The sequence below is a fragment of the Microbacterium oxydans genome, from assembly GCF_000956405.1.
Classification (GTDB): Bacteria; Actinomycetota; Actinomycetes; order Actinomycetales; family Microbacteriaceae; genus Microbacterium; species Microbacterium oxydans_C.
In genome coordinates, this window is sequence record NZ_JYIV01000030.1 from 397,713 (window position 1) to 412,259 (window position 14,547).

The window sequence follows — 14,547 nt, forward strand, 5'->3', positions numbered from 1 at the left end:
GCGCTTCTAGGATGGGACACATGCGCATCCACATCGCCACCGACCACGCGGGCCTCGACTTCTCCACGCAGCTGCAGGATCATCTGCGCGCCGCGGGACACGACGTGGTAGACCACGGCCCGGTCGAATACGACGCGGTCGACGACTACCCGGCGTTCTGCATCCGCGCGGCCCAGGCAGTCATCGCCGACCAGCGCGCGGGCATCGAGGCGCTCGGCGTCGTCTTCGGCGGGTCGGGCAACGGCGAGCAGATCGCCGCCAACAAGGTCGAGGGCGTGCGTGCGGCACTCGTCTGGAACCTCTCTACCGCGGAGCTTGCCCGTGAGCACAACGACGCGAACGTGATCTCCATCGGAGCACGCCAGCACACGTACGACGAGGTCACGTCGTTCATCGACCGTTTCATCGCGACACCGTTCTCCGGGGACGAGCGCCACGTGCGGCGCATCGGGCAGATCGCGGACTTCGAACGCGACGGCTCCCTGCTCCCGGACCCCCGGGCCTGACATGCCCGAGGGTCATTCCGTCCACCGGATCGCTCGGCAGTTCGACCGCAACTTCGTCGGCAAGAGACTGAGTGCGTCCAGCCCCCAGGGCCGATTCGCCGAGGGCGCGTCCATGCTCGACGGCCGTGCCGCGGTGAGCGTGCAGGCGGTCGGCAAGCAGATGTTCCTGGAGACGGAAGGCGACCTGTGGCTCCGGGTGCACCTCGGTCTGTACGGAGCGTGGGACTTCGCCGGTGAGATCGTCGTCGACCCCACCATCGCCTCCGCCAACGGCCGCATGGGCCAGACCAATCAGCGCGGGACCGTCCTCGACGACCCGATCCTCGATGACGCGGGAGAGAACTCGTTGTCCTCGATCGGCGCGCCCCGACGCACTCGAGTGCACGTGCGCATGTCCGAGCAGACGAAGGGGCTCGCCGACGAGGACATGGAGTGGCCCCCGCCCGCGGTCGGTCAGGTCCGACTGCGTCTGATGACCGACATCACCGCCGCCGATCTCCGAGGACCGACGGCCTGCGTCCTGCAGACTCCGGAGGAGATGCTCGCGACCGTCGGCAAGCTGGGCCCCGACCCCCTGGTCGGCGATCCGGTCGAGAACGAGGAGCGTTTCGTCCGCGCTGTCAGGAAGAAGCCGACGGTCATCGCGCTCCTGCTCATGGATCAGTCGGTCGTGAGCGGCATCGGGAACGTGTACCGCGCAGAGATGCTGTTCCGGCAGAGGCTGAACCCGCACACGCCGGGTCGGGATGTTCCCGAAGACATCGTCCGTGCACTCTGGCATGACTGGGTGCGGCTTCTCGCCATCGGCGTGGAGACGGGCCAGATGATGACGATGGACGGTCTCACCGGAGCGGACTACCGCGCTGCCATGGCCAACCGGGACGATCGTCACTGGGTCTATCACCGGGCTGGTCTGCCCTGCCGTATCTGCGGGACCGAGATCGCGCTGGAGGAGATCGGCGCTCGGAAGCTCTACTGGTGCCCGCGTTGCCAGGCATGACCCGTCCAGACCGCGACCCGCGGATCTAGGCTGATCGGATGCGACAGAATCCCAGCTTCACGCTGGCCGATGTGACCGAGATCCGCCGCGTGATCGAGGCGAACCCCTGGGCGACGATCATGAGCTCGGGCGGCGACGGGCTCGTGGCCTCGCACTACGCGGTGCTGCTCGACGACTCGCACGACGACCTCACCGTGGTGGGTCACGTGGGTCGTCCCGACGATCTGATCCTCGGGATCGCCGAGGACCGTGAACTGCTCATCGTCTTCCAGGGGCCGCACGGCTACATCTCGCCGGGGTGGTACGGGGACGTACCGGCGGTGCCCACCTGGAACTACACCGCCGTTCATCTGGCGGGCGTCCCGGAGATCCTGACACCCGAGGAGAACCTCCTCGTGCTCGACCGACTCGTGGCGCACTTCGAGACCAGGATGCCGGAGCCGCGACGCATGTGGGAGCGTCCGAACGACCCGGCTTACGTCGAGCGACTCGCTGCAGGAACCGTCGGCTTCCGGTTGACGCCGACGCGCGTGGTCGCCAAGAGGAAACTCAGTCAGAACAAGCCGTCGGAGACGATCGAGACGGTGATCGCGGCGCTCTCCACCGACGGACCGTACGCGAACCCGGCTCTCGCCGCGGAGATGCGGCGTGCGCAGGATGCACGCCGAGGAGGAGTTCAGCAGTGACCGAACGCGGCGCCGCCATCGACACCATCACGGCCGTGCGGATCGCGGGTCCAGGACGCGAGTTCCTGATGGACGACGAGCCGGTGGACATCTTCATCGAGGACGGGCACATCGTCGACATCGCGCCGGCCGGTGCTCTGGCTGCGCGTGGCCGGGTCCTCGCCGCCGAAGGCGCGTGGGCGATTCCGGGCCTCTGGGACAACCACGTCCACACCGTCCAGTGGGCGCTGACATCGGAGCGCGCGCCGCTCGGACACGCAGACTCTGCCGCTGCCGCTGCCGGCGCGATGAGCGGTGTCGCCCCGTTGACGGATGGTCGACGGGTCGGGACCGGGTTCCGAGACGCACTGTGGCCGGATCGTCCTTCGCTGGACCTCCTCGACGCTGCTACCGGTGGTGTCCCCACATACCTCATCAACGCCGACGTCCATAGTGTGTGGTTGAACAGTGCAGCGCTTGCTCGCGAAGCGTTCCGCAGCGAGGACGGTGTGCTCCGCGAGACCGATGCATTCGAGATCTCTCGGCGCCTCAACGCCGTCGACGCTGCCCATGGCGATCGTGCGATGATGCGCGCGGGCGAGCAGGCCGCTGCACGAGGGGTCACCGGCCTCGTCGACTTCGATATGGCCTGGAGCGCCGAGGCGTGGCCACGACGGGTTCAGGCCGGCTTCGCCTCTCATCGCGTCGAGTTCGCGGTGTACCCGTTCGATCTCGAACGCGCCATCGGGGCCGGGCTCCGCACGGGCGAACTCCGTGAAGAGAGCGGGGTCCCGGCCGCTGGGCGCGGGCTCGTGCACGTCGGGCCGTTGAAGATCATCACCGACGGCTCGCTGGGCACGCGGACGGCCGCCTGTTCTCACGCGTATCCCGGTGACCCGGAGAACTTCGGCGTGCTCACGGTCCCTGCCGACGAGTTGGTGGACCTCCTCACGCGTGCGACCGGTGCGGGGTTGGGGGTCGCCGTGCACGCGATCGGTGACAGGGCCATCACCTCCGCGCTGGACGCCTTCACCACCACGGGCGCGGCCGGATCGATAGAGCACGTTCAGCTCGTGCGACACACCGACCTGGCGCGGTTCGCCCGCCTGGGCGTGATCGCGAGCGTTCAGCCGCAGCATGCGGTCGATGATCGCGATCTGGTGGACCGGCACTGGTCGGAGCAGACCTCGATCGGCTATCCCCTCGAGTCTCTGCGTGCAGCAGGGGCACAGCTGCGCTTCGGATCTGACGCTCCGGTGGCGCCGCTCGATCCGTGGCAGGCCATCTCAGCTGCAGTGTCACGGACGGCCGACGAGCGAGGGGCCTGGCATCCGGAGGAGCGGATCACGCTCGACCAGGCGCTGGAAGCGAGCGTGCGCACGTCGCTGAGGCCGGGCGAACCTGCCGATATCGTCCTGTGTGCGGCTGATCCACGTGCGTCGGCGGGGGAGGCTCTGCGTTCCATGAGGGTGCTCTCCACGCTTCTGGGTGGATACGTCACGCACGCGGTCTGACCGCTCACGTACGTAGAGAAGGGCGGCCCTCGGAGAACCGAGGGCCGCCCTTCTCTACGTTCAGATGGTGTCGGCGATCAGGCCGCGATGTGCGATACCAGGAACCAACGGTCGTTCTCGAGGCCACGCTGGATCTCGATCGCGACGTCCTGGCTGGTCAGGTCGACTTCGTCGAGGCCCTCCACAGCTGCTTTGACGTCGACGAGGATCGCGTCGATGTCGGAGATGACGGCGCGGATCAGCTCGTCGGACTGTGCGAAGCCGGCGGCGACGGAGGTGGAACCCGCCTTCTCCGCGACGGCGCTCACGCGCGCGTCGATCGGCAGGCCGAGGGCGACGATGCGCTCCGCAGCGGTGTCGGCGAAGTCGCCGGCGTGGGCGACGATCGTGTCGAGCAGCTCGTGCACGCCGACGAAGTTCGCGCCGCGGACGTGCCAGTGGGCCTGCTTGCCGTTGACGGTCAGTGCCTGGAGACCGAGGACGACAGGGGAGAGGAACTGGGCCGCCCCTGCAGCCACGGTCGGGTCGATGGCGGTGGTGGAAACTGTCTGCGCCTTGCTCATCTTGTGCTCCTCCGGAACGGGTTCTCGTATCTGATGAAGACAACGCTACTCAGCGTCAGACATTCCGCAAGCAAGCTGAGGCTCGGCTCACTTCCGCGTTATTCCGGGGAAGTGAGGGTAGTCTCGCCTCATGAGCATCGCGCCTGGAGCCTCCGTCCTCGCCCTGCCGAACGGCACGCCGTCTATCGACGCGACCGCGTTCGTCGCAGACGGTGCTCGCATCGTCGGCGATGTCACCCTCGCTGCGGGTGCCAGCGTCTGGTACAACGCCGTCCTCCGCGCAGACTCGGCGCGGATCGTCATCGGCCCTGGCTCCAACCTCCAGGACAACGTCTCCGTCCACGTCGATGCAGGGCACCCCGTCGTGATCGGCGCGAAGGTCTCGGTCGGACACAACGCGGTCGTGCACGGCTGCACGATCGGCGACGGAAGCCTCGTGGGCATGGGGTCGGTGATCCTCAGCGGCGCCGTCATCGGCGAAGGATGCCTCATCGCGGGAGGAGCTGTCGTCCTCGGCGGGACGGAGATCCCCGCGGGCTCGCTCGTCGCCGGCGTTCCGGCCAAAGTACGTCGAGCTCTCAGCGATGAGGAGCGGGCGGGCCTCCTGGGCAACGCCGACATCTATCTCGGACACTCACAGACGCACTCCGCGGCGACGCGGGTCTGAGCGCCCGGCCGCTAGGCTGGGACCCGTACGGGGCGGTGGCCAAGCTGGTTAAGGCAGTGGGCTCATAACCCAACGATCGTCGGTTCAAGTCCGACCCGCCCTACCAATACGACGCAAGGTCCACGAGAAGCGCTCGGCCGTCGCTCCACCCGAGTACCCATGCCACTTCATCGGCGTATCACTTCCCGCTGCGCGGAGCCGTGGTGAGTGTGGCACGTCTCCGGAGACGCGAGTACAGAATCAGGGCCACCGCGCTCACGGTGGTTCCCAAGAGCACCATGGCTCCGGTGTCTCCGGCGACATATTCGTTCACGACGATCGGGTCCTCGGCGGTGATGACGTTCGCGCCGATCCATGCGAATGCGGCGTTGTGGGCGAAGTGGGCGAGTACGGCGACCCACATGCTGCCGGACACGTCGCGGAGGACCCCGAAGAGCACAGAGAAAGCGAGGACGTTCGCAGTGAACAGCGAGAGCACCAGGGTCCGGTCGCCATCAGCGTGGTAGAAGGGCGTCAGCAGGATGTACGAGAGGTGCCAGGTGACCCAGATAGCGCCGACGATGATCCATGACCAGAACTGTCCTGTCTTCTCTCGCAGGTGCGATTGAAGGTATCCACGCCAGCCGATCTCTTCCGCGAAGGCGAGGATGGGTCCGGAGATGCTCAAGCTCAGGAGGTCTGGACCGGCAGTGGGGGCGAGGCCGTCGAGTGAGGCTGCTCCCACGGCGACCGCGACGGCGTAACTGAGGGCGCTGACCCCGGCGGTCACGAGCAGAGTGACCGGCCACCAGCGGAAACCGAGCCGCAGGAATCCCATCTGCTGCCATCCGCGTCGCGAGTATCCGTCGCGGGTGATGACGAACATCATCAGCAGCGTCATGAGCAGTGGCGAGATCGCGAGTACAAGGCCACCGGCGATGCTCGCGGTCGCCCAGGACGTCGCGAGGACGCCGAGGACGAAGATCCAAGCCTTGACGGCAGGGGACAGGGAAGTGAACATGGCTGCTCTTTCAGTCGGTGAGCAGCCAGGCTAGGAGAGCAGATGACCCCGCATCGTCCGTCTGAGGAGGGTTCTCGTCATCGGAAGTTGCACGCCGTCTGCAACTTCCGATCAGGTCACGGAGCGAGTCCGTGCCGAAACGCGAAGAGCACGAGCTGCACTCGATCCCGCAGGCCCAATTTGGTGAGGGTGCGCGACAGGTACGACTTCACCGTCGTCTCGCTCAGCCCCATGTGCTCGGCGATCTCGGCGTTGTTCAGCCCGCGCGCCGCCCCTCGGAAGACATCCTGCTCCCGCTGGGTCAGGGCCGTGAACGACGAAGGGACAGGTGCGCTTCCGACGACGCGTTCTCGGACAAGTCGCAGCGTCGTCGCTGTGGCGACCAGTGACGTTCCTTCGCCGACTGCACGGATGGCTGACAGCAGCAACTCCGGCCTGGCGTCCTTCAGAAGGTATCCACCTGCCCCCGCCTCTATCGCGCGGACGACGTTCTCATCCTCGTCGAACGTCGTCAGCACGATCACAGACGGAGAATTCGGCGACGATGTGATGATGGATGTCGCTTCGATGCCGTCCATGGACGGCATGTTCAGATCCATCAACATGACGTCGACCTCGCCGGAACGGGCGATGTCCAACGCGCTCCGGCCGTCAGCCGCCTGTGCGGCGAGGACCATGTCGTCCTGCGTGCCGATGATCATGCCGAGACCGGCGCGGAACAACTCTTGGTCGTCCACGATCGCGATGCGGAGCGTCATCGTCCACGACCGCCGTCGTAAGGGAGGCTCGCGTGCACACGGAAGAGGCGGTCATCGGTGCGCTCCGCCGTCATGGTTCCCCCCGTCAGCTGGACACGCTCGGACATACCGATGAGTCCGTGTCCGCGGCCTGCGTCGGCGGCGTGGAGTCGAGTCTGATTGGTCACCGTGATCTGCAGTTCTTGGTCGTTCCAACGCAGAAGCGCGTCGGCGCTGGCCGAAGCATCTCCGTGGCGGAGCGCGTTGGTGAGCGCCTCCTGGATGACGCGAAAGGCGGTCATGTCGACAGCGGCCGGCAGCGTCCGCGGCGTTCCCTCGACGCGGAGCGCGATCGACAGTCCAGCCGTGCGCATCTCTGCGATGAGCCGATCGAGCCGTGAGAGCGAGGGGTGGGCATTCTCCCGGGAGCCCGCCCTGAGATCAGCGAGGACGCCTCGGACGTCCGTCAGCGCGGTCCGACCCGCCTCGGCGATAGCCATGAGGGCAGGGGGAGAGGCACCGCCGTTGGTCTCGGCGATCAGACGCGCCCCCTCGGCCTGGGCGATCATCACCGTGAGCGAGTGAGCCACCACATCGTGCATGTCGCGCGCTACGCGGCTGCGCTCTTCCTCCACAGCCACGAGGTGAGTCGCGCGCTCGGCGGCGAGCGCTGCGGCGATGCGATCCTTCTCTGCGCGGCGGAGCACGGCGAGCAGGAACCCGGTGATCCAGGCGAGAGTGAGCATCGCCGTGGCGGCGACCGTGAGGAACAGCACGGAACCTCTGTCGTGCCCCATCCCGTCGGGGAGGACGACGGCCAGGTACCAGCCTGCCAGCCCGCCTCCGACAGCGGCCGACGCGAGGCCGGCCCACCGGGTGGCGACGTTGCCGTAACGCCCTGCTGCGTACAGCACGATCAGGACGGACGCGTTCTGCGGGCCGATCTCCTGGGTCAGGCTCAGCTGCAATGCCACGCCGCACCACACGATGGCCAGGGCCCACGCGGGCCTGTGCACACGGAAGGCGACGGCGACGCACTGGATGATGGCCACCACGCCCCACGGCCATGTGCGCAGAAGCATCGTCGATGTGCCGCCGAGCCACACGAACACCACACTCGCGATCAGCAGGGCGACAGCGTAACCGATGTCCCGCGCCGGCGGTGCCAGACGCGGTGACGAACGGGGACTGGTGAGCAACAGGATCACCAGTGAACTTTACGGCGTCCGCCTCCGAGGACCGCCCAGACACCCGGCGATCGTCGGTTCAGCTACGGTCAGCTCTCCTCATGAGCGTCGCTGCTCCCGCTCTCGTTCGGCGACAGCAGCAGCTGACAGCGATGCGGTGTCACGAACGGGTCGAGTCGCCGCATCTCGAGGGGACCGTCAGCGAGTCGGAGAACATCACGCACGAGTTGCTCGTGCACGGCGCACACGAGTGCCTGATCCACTGCGAGCACGCCGCGGTAGCGGCAGGGAGCGAGATCGAACCGGAGCGCTTCTTCGTCGACGACGGGGTTAAGGCCGGCATCGTCGAGGTGCTCGTACAGGACGTCCACCTGGCGCAGCGCCTCGTCCCCGAGGCGCGGACTCTCAGAGGTGACAGCTCGGAGCATGCGGCCTCGCACGTCGGCGCCTTCGACTCGCGCTCGTGCCCGCGGACTCGACGACGTCTCACGCACAGGGTGGAAGACGAGAGGCGGACGACCACGACGACCGGTGTTGACGGGCTCGCTGCGGATCAACCCCTCGTCCTCGAGCACCCGCAGGTGGTCGCGTGCGGTGTTCAGCGGCATCCCGCTTTCCTGCGCGAGCGCGCCGGCGTCCCGGCCGGGCGTCTGCTGGATAGCGCGGAGCAGGCGAAGACGCTGCGGCTGGGTCAGACCTCGAAAGTCATGGGCACGACGGGGCATGGGGCGAGGATAAGCACGCCGGCGGGAGAGAGGACGCGTTTCTGCCGGAAATAACCCGGTGAAAGGACGCGCGCACTCGATGTGCTCCGGCGAGGGTGGGAGGACCATGACGCTGAAGAGAAGGGAAGTCATGAAGCTCTCATCGGAGTCCGAGGCGGTCGTGCGTGCGACCGCAGGAGTCGTCGCCGCGCACGCGGACGAGATCACGACGCTGTTCTACCGCGAGATGTTCGCCGCGCACCCGGAACTGCTCCGGGTCTTCAATCGGGCGAACCAGGCGATCGGCGAGCAGCCCAAAGCCCTGGCCGCATCGGTCGTCGCGTTCGCCGTCCATCTCATCGATCCGGACGCCCCCGACTTCACACCGATCATAAGCCGGATCGCCCACAAACATGTCTCATTGGGCGTCCAGGCACGCCAGTACACGATCGTCGGCCGCTACCTGCTCGATGCTGTGCGGACGGTGCTCGGCGATGCCGTGACGACCGAGGTCAGGGCAGCCTGGGACGAGGTCTACTGGCTCTTCGGATGCTCCCTCATCGCCGAAGAGGCGAAGCTGTACGCGCAGGGCGGGACCGACCCCGACCGGCCGTGGCGAAAGCACCGTGTGGTAGAGCGCATCGTCGAGTCCGATGACGTCATCTCGCTCCTCCTCGCCCCCGTCGACGGCGTCGTCGCGTCCCATCGGACAGGGCAGTACGTGGCCATCGCGGTCGACTTGCCCGATGGGTCCAGACAGCCTCGCCAGTACACGATCTCCTCGGGTCCGCGAGGCGATGCGCTGCGCGTCACCGTCAAGCGCGTCCGTGGCGGTGTGGGCACCCCGGACGGTCAGGTATCGACGTGGTTGCACGAGCACGCCCACCCCGGCACTGTGCTCGACGTCTCCCAACCCGCGGGCGACGTCGTGCTCGACGACACCGATCATCCGCTCGTGCTCGTGTCTGCGGGCATCGGCATCACGCCGATAGCGGCGATCGTCGAGGATCTGTCTCGACGGTCCCCCGATCGCACCGTGCGTCTGTTCCATGCCGACCGTGCCCATGACGCGCACGTGCTGTATCCATCGCTGCGTCGCCAGGTGCTCGCGATGAAGGATGCCAAGGCCCAGAACTGGTACGCGACCGATGCCGAGGTCGCCCCGACCATCCACCCCGCACTCCCCGGCAGGATGGACCTCTCCGACGTCGAGCTGCCCGACGATGCGGTCGTCTTCATGTGCGGGCCACTCGAGTTCATGCGTTCGGCGAGGGCGACCCTGATCGAACGCGGCATCCCGGCGGAGCGGATCGCATACGAAGTCTTCGGTCCCGACCTCTGGCGACACCAGCCGGCCGCTGCCTGACGCTCGGAGCGCCGAGGAGGAGGAGAAGGAGGGTTTCGGCGGATGTCAAGCCCCTCCTCGGCGTCGCAACCCCACGCCATGCTTCCGGAGTGCGGCATCGAGCCGCAGAAACGGGAGGAACAATGAGCATCGGCAGCGGAATCGTGCTTTTCGTGATCGGGGCGATCCTCGTCTTCGCGGTCAACGTCGACGTTCCCTGGGTCGACCTCGACATGGTCGGCTACATCCTGATGGGAGCCGGAGTCGTCATCTTCCTGATCGGCATCGTGCTCCTCGCACGTCGTCGGCGCACCGAGACGGTCTCGCGCACGTACGTCGACCCGGCGACAGGGGAGCCGACCACGCGGCGTTCGGTGAGCTCCAGCGGCGACGACGCCCTGTGAGCGACAGCGCCTCCGAGTAAACGCACTGACGGCGTCGGGCAGCATGGTGTCCGACGCCGTCAGTGCGACGTGATGGTCAATCCGGCGCGATGGTCTCGAGGTGCTCCTCGACGAGGGTGATTCCGCCGCTCGAGCTGGCGGAGTGAGCGAGTTCCTCGATCCACCTCCGACTCAGTTCGGGCGACTCCGGTTCCTGGAAGACGAACCTCAGAGGGATCGACGGGTGCAGCCAGAGAGTCGAACGCCCGGGCGCCTCGCCCTCAGGGTGCCGCCACGACAGTGTGAAGCTCTCGTTTCGGCGGAGCTTGGTGGCGATGACGACCTTCAGGTGTGCCAATGCACGATCATCGATGTGGATGGGCGTCGAGGTGTCGCCGTAGTACAAGCTACCCATCAGCAGCAGCGGGGCGACACGAAGGTCAGGGGGCGGGCCATGGTTCTCCTCGATGGCGTGCTCGAAGGACCGAGAAGCGGTCCGGGAATTCGAACTCTAACCAACAAAACGGCCACTGACCTCCCCGACGAGGCCCTGTGGCGTCCTTTGCGAAACAAACTGTTCGCGCAGTGTCAAAGAGACGGAGCCAGAACCGGTGCCGCCCCGTACGCCTCGCGGTAGGCCGCTGCGAAACGAGACGAGTTGCTGAAGCCCCAGCGGCGTGCGATCTCGGCGATAGATCGCCCGGCGCCGCTGCGGAGATCGCGGTGCGCGCCGTCGAGGCGTGCCCTCCGCAGCGCGTCCGCGGGGGTCATGTCGAGCGCGCGCCGGAATGCGTACTGCAGCCCTCTGGTGGAGATGTACGACGCGGCGGCGATGTCGTCGATCGTGATGGCCAGATGCGCATTGGCGTCGATGTAGGCGAGCGCACGACGGACTGAGGCGGGCGCTCCAGCTCGCTGTGCCGGACGCCGGAGGGAGTCGGTGAATGTGGTCGGGAACGCCGACAGCGTCATCGCCAGGGCATGCCGCTCGAGTTCGGCGAGGAGCAGATGATCGGTCGGCCCCGCGCTCAAGGACCGATCCACGTACTGGAACATCCGCTCCCAGCGCTGAGCATCCGCAGGGGAGTGCGGCGCGAACCCCGTCGTGCGCAACTCCCGTCGGTCATCACCCGTGATCTGCCTGGCACGCGCCTGGGCGGCACGATGATCGAACACGAACGCCCGCACGCGCGCCGACCTGTCCCATCTGGCCTCGACCTCGGTACCGTCGGACATCCAGGCCGAGCCCGCATCCAGGGACTCGCGCCCCGACCAGACACGCGCATCGGGAGCGTCGACCCGACAGACGAGCAGCTGCTCCTGAGGTTCTGCCCGGGAGTGCACCTTGGCGGTGAGTCGGTAATCGATCAGGGACGCGGTGTCGAGTTCCTCGGATCGCCAGTCGAAACGGAAGCTGCGCGGATCCGCATCCTGCAGCGACGACGAAGGAACGTACTGCTGCCATGTGGACTCCACCTGGGCCAGATCGGTGGACGTGAACTGCATGGGCTACTCCTCGTGCTACGCGCGTCGATCCCACTCGAACGCGCACAGTGGGGAGCGTATCCCACAACACCTGAACCTCCGCCGCACGAGCCTCTCGGATCCAGCAGAACCGTCGACTCCACTCGTAGACTCGAGAGCATGAGCGTGCCTTCCCCGTATGCCGACCGTCTCGGTCGCCTCCCCGTGCAACGTCGCGAGGTCGAGGTGCACGGCGGCACCACGGCGTACTGGGTGTACGGCCCCGAGGATGCCGACACCACTGTCGTCGCCGTGCACGGGTTCCGCGGCGAGCACCATGGCCTGGAACCGGTGCTCGCGTTCCTGCCCGAGGTGCGCGTGATCGCGCCGGACCTCCCGGGTTTCGGCGAGACCGGCCCCTTGCCGGGGCGCACCCACGACCTCGACGAGTACGCAGGCTGGCTCACCGACTTCGTCACTGAGGTCGCTCCCGGCGCCGTGATCCTGGGCCACTCCTTCGGTTCGATCGTGGCCTCCGCTGCCGTCGCCCGCGGACTGTCGACCCCGCGTCTGATCCTGTTGAACCCCATCGGCGCGCCCGCGCTCGAGGGCCCCAAGGGCGTGATGACCCGCCTCGCGGTCTTCTACTACGCCCTCGGCGCCCGACTCCCCGAGAAGGTCGGAACGGCCTTGTTGCGCAACCGGATCATCGTCAGGGTGATGAGCATCACGATGGCGAAGACGAAGGACCCGGAGCTCCGCCGATTCATCCACGACCAGCACGACACCTATTTCTCTCGATTCTCGGATCGCGATGTGCTCCGAGACGCGTTCGTCACGAGCGTCTCGCACGACGTCCGCGAATTCGCGCCCCAGATCGACGTCCCGACACTGCTCGTCGCCGCTGAGAGCGACGACATCACGCCCATCGAGGCGGAGCGGAGACTGGCGACGCTCTTCCCCGATGCCCGTCTGGTGGAGATCGCGCACGTCGGGCACCTGATCCACTACGAGACCCCCGCCGAAGCCGCGGGGGCGGTTCGCCGCTTCCTCAGGATTCCCGTCGCGCGAGGCCGATGAGCCCGGCGACCCGGAACGGGATGACCTCGCCCATCGCCAACGACGTCTCAGTGCGTTCGACGCCCTCGATGGACAGGATGCGCGCGTCGGTGTCGAACAGGTGCCGCGCATCGCGACAGGCCACCCGCGCGAGCAGGTCGATCGATCCGCTCAGGCCGTGCGCCTGCACGACCTCGGGGATGCGGGACAGCTCGTTGATGATGCGCGGGAGCTCCGTCTGACGGACCCCGATGCTGACGAACGCCTGCAGGGGGAATCCGAGCACGTCGGGCGAGAAGGATCGCTCGTAGGACAGGAAGATCCCGCTCTGCTCCAACCGTGCCATCCGCGCCTGGATCGTGTTGCGCGAGAGCCCCAGGTTCTCCGCGAGAGCGACGATCGTCGTCCTCGGGTCGTCGGCGAGTGCGGCGAGAAGCTCGAGATCGATGCGGTCCAGTCCTGGCATAGTGCCAAACCCTAGCAGCACGCTCCTGCGCGAAATTGAGCAACATGCTCAAGCGCTCTTCGAATGCTTGAGCGAGGTGTTGACCGGACGTACTCTCAGACCATGCCGGTGATGACGCCGGCATCAGTGCGCGGAGCCTCACGAGGGCCGCCGAGGACGAGGAGGACGACGATGTCACCGCAGGCCACGCCCATCGCAGACACGGCACAGGATCTGGAGCTCTCGGAGCGCATCCTGAATCCGGACGGAAGCCGCATCCCAAACCCCCGACTCGACCCGTTCGTCGCCGACGTCGATGCCGATCAGTTGCGTTCCCTGCTCCGCGACATGGTCATCCTGCGCCGCATCGATGCCGAAGGCGTCGCACTCCAACGACAGGGACAGCTCGGGCTCTGGGCGCCCTGCCAGGGACAGGAAGCGACGCAGATCGGCACCGCCCGAGCCCTCACCCCCGAGGACTACGTGTTCCCGAGCTACCGCGAGACCGGTGTGATCTACGCGCGGGGTGCCCAGCCCGGCGACTACGTGCGCATGTGGCGCGGTGAAGAGGGTGCAGCCTACGACCCGGCCGACCTCGGTGTCGCGCCGCTGCAGATCATCATCGGCGCTCAGACGCTGCACGCGGTCGGCTACGCGCTCGGCATCCAGCACGACGGAGCCGACGAGGTCGCAGTGACCTACTTCGGCGACGGAGCGACCAGCCAGGGCGACGTGAACGAGGCAATGATCTTCGCCGCGTCTTACCAGGCGCCGGTCGTCTTCGTGTGCCAGAACAACCACTGGGCGATCTCCGAGCCCGTTGCGGTGCAGTCCCAGTACCCCATCGCCGGTCGGGCACCCGGATTCGGCATCCCCAGCGTCCGCGTCGACGGCAACGACGTGCTCGCGTGCATGGCGACCATGCGCTGGGCTCTCGACCACGCACGGTCGGGCGAGGGCCCCGCGTACATCGAAGCGGTCACGTATCGCATGGGACCGCACACCACAGCGGATGACCCGACCCGGTACCGCGACCAGGAAGAGCTCGAGTCCTGGCGCCGCCGCGATCCGATCGCACGGCTGGAGGCGCACCTGCGCGCCGGCGGGGAACTCACCGAAGAGCACGCCGCCGAGACCCAGGCCGCTGCCGATCTGGTCGCGAAGGAGATGCGTGCGGCGTGCCTCGGCATGGTGACACGGCCGCCCCTCGCCGTGTTCGACGGAGTCTATGCGGAGCCGCACACCGGACTCGCGCGGCAGCGTGACGAGTACGGCGCCTACGTCGCAACCTTCGAGAGCGAGGTCTGA

The 14,547-nt window shown here is 67.2% G+C and carries 17 protein-coding genes and 1 tRNA gene; 10 read left to right on the top strand and 8 right to left on the bottom strand.

Annotation, left to right across the window (positions count from 1 at the left end; genetic code table 11):
- Nucleotides 1-20: 20 nt before the first annotated feature.
- Genes RN51_RS17270 through RN51_RS17285 form a run of 4 tightly spaced genes read left to right on the top strand, consistent with a single transcriptional unit; the run spans nucleotide 21 to nucleotide 3,685 of the window.
- A complete protein-coding gene (locus tag RN51_RS17270) occupies nucleotides 21-506 on the top strand; it encodes a ribose-5-phosphate isomerase (RefSeq protein ID WP_045265252.1) in 486 nt (161 codons plus the stop codon).
- 1 nt (nucleotide 507) lies between these two features.
- Nucleotides 508-1,506, top strand: a complete 999-nt coding sequence (locus RN51_RS17275) for an Fpg/Nei family DNA glycosylase (protein ID WP_045265253.1) — start codon at nucleotides 508-510, stop codon at nucleotides 1,504-1,506.
- 38 nt (nucleotides 1,507-1,544) lie between these two features.
- Nucleotides 1,545-2,192, top strand: a complete 648-nt coding sequence (locus tag RN51_RS17280; RefSeq protein ID WP_045265254.1) for an FMN-binding negative transcriptional regulator — start codon at nucleotides 1,545-1,547, stop codon at nucleotides 2,190-2,192.
- Nucleotides 2,189-3,685, top strand: a complete 1,497-nt coding sequence (locus tag RN51_RS17285; protein ID WP_045265255.1) for an amidohydrolase — start codon at nucleotides 2,189-2,191, stop codon at nucleotides 3,683-3,685. Before RN51_RS17280 ends, RN51_RS17285 begins: the two co-directional genes overlap by 4 nt.
- 77 nt (nucleotides 3,686-3,762) lie before the next feature.
- On the opposite strand, the gene RN51_RS17290 is transcribed toward RN51_RS17285, so the two are convergent.
- Nucleotides 3,763-4,248, bottom strand: coding sequence for a Dps family protein (locus tag RN51_RS17290; RefSeq protein WP_045265256.1), 486 nt, complete (start codon nucleotides 4,246-4,248; stop codon nucleotides 3,763-3,765).
- Between the two features lie 130 nt (nucleotides 4,249-4,378).
- On the opposite strand from RN51_RS17290, the gene RN51_RS17295 reads away from it, so the two are divergent.
- Both RN51_RS17295 and RN51_RS17300 read left to right on the top strand, forming a co-directional pair.
- The gene (locus RN51_RS17295) at nucleotides 4,379-4,915 is read left to right on the top strand and encodes a gamma carbonic anhydrase family protein (protein WP_045265257.1); all 537 of its coding nucleotides are present in this window, start codon (nucleotides 4,379-4,381) and stop codon (nucleotides 4,913-4,915) included.
- 29 nt (nucleotides 4,916-4,944) lie between these two features.
- Nucleotides 4,945-5,021, top strand: a tRNA-Ile gene (locus RN51_RS17300).
- Nucleotides 5,022-5,093: 72 nt separating this feature from the next.
- Here RN51_RS17300 and RN51_RS18080 read toward each other — a convergent pair.
- The 4 genes from RN51_RS18080 to RN51_RS17320 all read right to left on the bottom strand — a co-directional run bounded on the left by RN51_RS18080 (nucleotide 5,094) and on the right by RN51_RS17320 (nucleotide 8,564).
- Nucleotides 5,094-5,915: a CPBP family intramembrane glutamic endopeptidase gene (locus RN51_RS18080; RefSeq protein ID WP_052674765.1), complete on the bottom strand. Its 822-nt coding sequence runs from the start codon at nucleotides 5,913-5,915 to the stop codon at nucleotides 5,094-5,096.
- 116 nt (nucleotides 5,916-6,031) lie between these two features.
- A complete protein-coding gene (locus tag RN51_RS17310; protein WP_045265258.1) occupies nucleotides 6,032-6,673 on the bottom strand; it encodes a response regulator in 642 nt (213 codons plus the stop codon).
- Nucleotides 6,670-7,860 (bottom strand): sensor histidine kinase, encoded by a 1,191-nt coding sequence (locus RN51_RS17315; RefSeq protein WP_052674766.1) that lies wholly within the window; start codon nucleotides 7,858-7,860, stop codon nucleotides 6,670-6,672. Before RN51_RS17315 ends, RN51_RS17310 begins: the two co-directional genes overlap by 4 nt.
- A gap of 68 nt (nucleotides 7,861-7,928) precedes the next feature.
- Nucleotides 7,929-8,564: a helix-turn-helix domain-containing protein gene (locus tag RN51_RS17320; protein WP_197073282.1), complete on the bottom strand. Its 636-nt coding sequence runs from the start codon at nucleotides 8,562-8,564 to the stop codon at nucleotides 7,929-7,931.
- A 106-nt stretch (nucleotides 8,565-8,670) separates the two neighbouring features.
- Here RN51_RS17320 and RN51_RS17330 point away from each other — a divergent pair, with 106 nt between their 5' ends.
- Complete coding sequence (locus RN51_RS17330) at nucleotides 8,671-9,909, top strand: globin domain-containing protein (protein ID WP_269430499.1); 1,239 nt, start codon at nucleotides 8,671-8,673, stop codon at nucleotides 9,907-9,909.
- Nucleotides 9,910-10,031: 122 nt separating this feature from the next.
- On the top strand, nucleotides 10,032-10,292 hold the full coding sequence (locus RN51_RS17335; protein ID WP_045265262.1) for a DUF6458 family protein: 261 nt from the start codon (nucleotides 10,032-10,034) through the stop codon (nucleotides 10,290-10,292).
- A 76-nt stretch (nucleotides 10,293-10,368) separates the two neighbouring features.
- Here the strand turns inward: RN51_RS17335 and RN51_RS17340 are convergent, their stop codons facing one another.
- Both RN51_RS17340 and RN51_RS17345 read right to left on the bottom strand, forming a co-directional pair.
- Nucleotides 10,369-10,686, bottom strand: coding sequence for a hypothetical protein (locus tag RN51_RS17340; RefSeq protein ID WP_045265263.1), 318 nt, complete (start codon nucleotides 10,684-10,686; stop codon nucleotides 10,369-10,371).
- A gap of 173 nt (nucleotides 10,687-10,859) precedes the next feature.
- The gene (locus RN51_RS17345; RefSeq protein WP_045265264.1) at nucleotides 10,860-11,777 is read right to left on the bottom strand and encodes a helix-turn-helix transcriptional regulator; all 918 of its coding nucleotides are present in this window, start codon (nucleotides 11,775-11,777) and stop codon (nucleotides 10,860-10,862) included.
- A 138-nt stretch (nucleotides 11,778-11,915) separates the two neighbouring features.
- Between RN51_RS17345 and RN51_RS17350 the strand changes: the two genes are divergently transcribed.
- Nucleotides 11,916-12,815: an alpha/beta fold hydrolase gene (locus RN51_RS17350; RefSeq protein ID WP_045265265.1), complete on the top strand. Its 900-nt coding sequence runs from the start codon at nucleotides 11,916-11,918 to the stop codon at nucleotides 12,813-12,815.
- Here the strand turns inward: RN51_RS17350 and RN51_RS17355 are convergent.
- Entirely contained in the window at nucleotides 12,787-13,260 is a 474-nt protein-coding gene (locus tag RN51_RS17355) for an Lrp/AsnC family transcriptional regulator (RefSeq protein WP_045265266.1), read from the bottom strand. The genes RN51_RS17350 and RN51_RS17355 overlap by 29 nt on opposite strands.
- A gap of 171 nt (nucleotides 13,261-13,431) precedes the next feature.
- Between RN51_RS17355 and pdhA the strand changes: the two genes are divergently transcribed.
- The gene (gene pdhA / locus RN51_RS17360; RefSeq protein WP_045265267.1) at nucleotides 13,432-14,547 is read left to right on the top strand and encodes a pyruvate dehydrogenase (acetyl-transferring) E1 component subunit alpha; all 1,116 of its coding nucleotides are present in this window, start codon (nucleotides 13,432-13,434) and stop codon (nucleotides 14,545-14,547) included.

Coding starts and splice junctions, on each gene's coding strand:
- RN51_RS17270 (WP_045265252.1), top strand. CDS start 21: ATGCGCATCCACATCGCCACCGACCACGCGGGCCTCGACTTCTCCACG.
- RN51_RS17275 (WP_045265253.1), top strand. CDS start 508: ATGCCCGAGGGTCATTCCGTCCACCGGATCGCTCGGCAGTTCGACCGC.
- RN51_RS17280 (WP_045265254.1), top strand. CDS start 1,545: ATGCGACAGAATCCCAGCTTCACGCTGGCCGATGTGACCGAGATCCGC.
- RN51_RS17290 (WP_045265256.1), bottom strand. CDS start 4,248: ATGAGCAAGGCGCAGACAGTTTCCACCACCGCCATCGACCCGACCGTG.
- RN51_RS17295 (WP_045265257.1), top strand. CDS start 4,379: ATGAGCATCGCGCCTGGAGCCTCCGTCCTCGCCCTGCCGAACGGCACG.
- RN51_RS18080 (WP_052674765.1), bottom strand. CDS start 5,915: ATGTTCACTTCCCTGTCCCCTGCCGTCAAGGCTTGGATCTTCGTCCTC.
- RN51_RS17310 (WP_045265258.1), bottom strand. CDS start 6,673: ATGACGCTCCGCATCGCGATCGTGGACGACCAAGAGTTGTTCCGCGCC.
- RN51_RS17320 (WP_197073282.1), bottom strand. CDS start 8,564: ATGCCCCGTCGTGCCCATGACTTTCGAGGTCTGACCCAGCCGCAGCGT.
- RN51_RS17330 (WP_269430499.1), top strand. CDS start 8,671: ATGACGCTGAAGAGAAGGGAAGTCATGAAGCTCTCATCGGAGTCCGAG.
- RN51_RS17335 (WP_045265262.1), top strand. CDS start 10,032: ATGAGCATCGGCAGCGGAATCGTGCTTTTCGTGATCGGGGCGATCCTC.
- RN51_RS17340 (WP_045265263.1), bottom strand. CDS start 10,686: ATGGGTAGCTTGTACTACGGCGACACCTCGACGCCCATCCACATCGAT.
- RN51_RS17345 (WP_045265264.1), bottom strand. CDS start 11,777: ATGCAGTTCACGTCCACCGATCTGGCCCAGGTGGAGTCCACATGGCAG.
- RN51_RS17350 (WP_045265265.1), top strand. CDS start 11,916: ATGAGCGTGCCTTCCCCGTATGCCGACCGTCTCGGTCGCCTCCCCGTG.
- RN51_RS17355 (WP_045265266.1), bottom strand. CDS start 13,260: ATGCCAGGACTGGACCGCATCGATCTCGAGCTTCTCGCCGCACTCGCC.
- pdhA (WP_045265267.1), top strand. CDS start 13,432: ATGTCACCGCAGGCCACGCCCATCGCAGACACGGCACAGGATCTGGAG.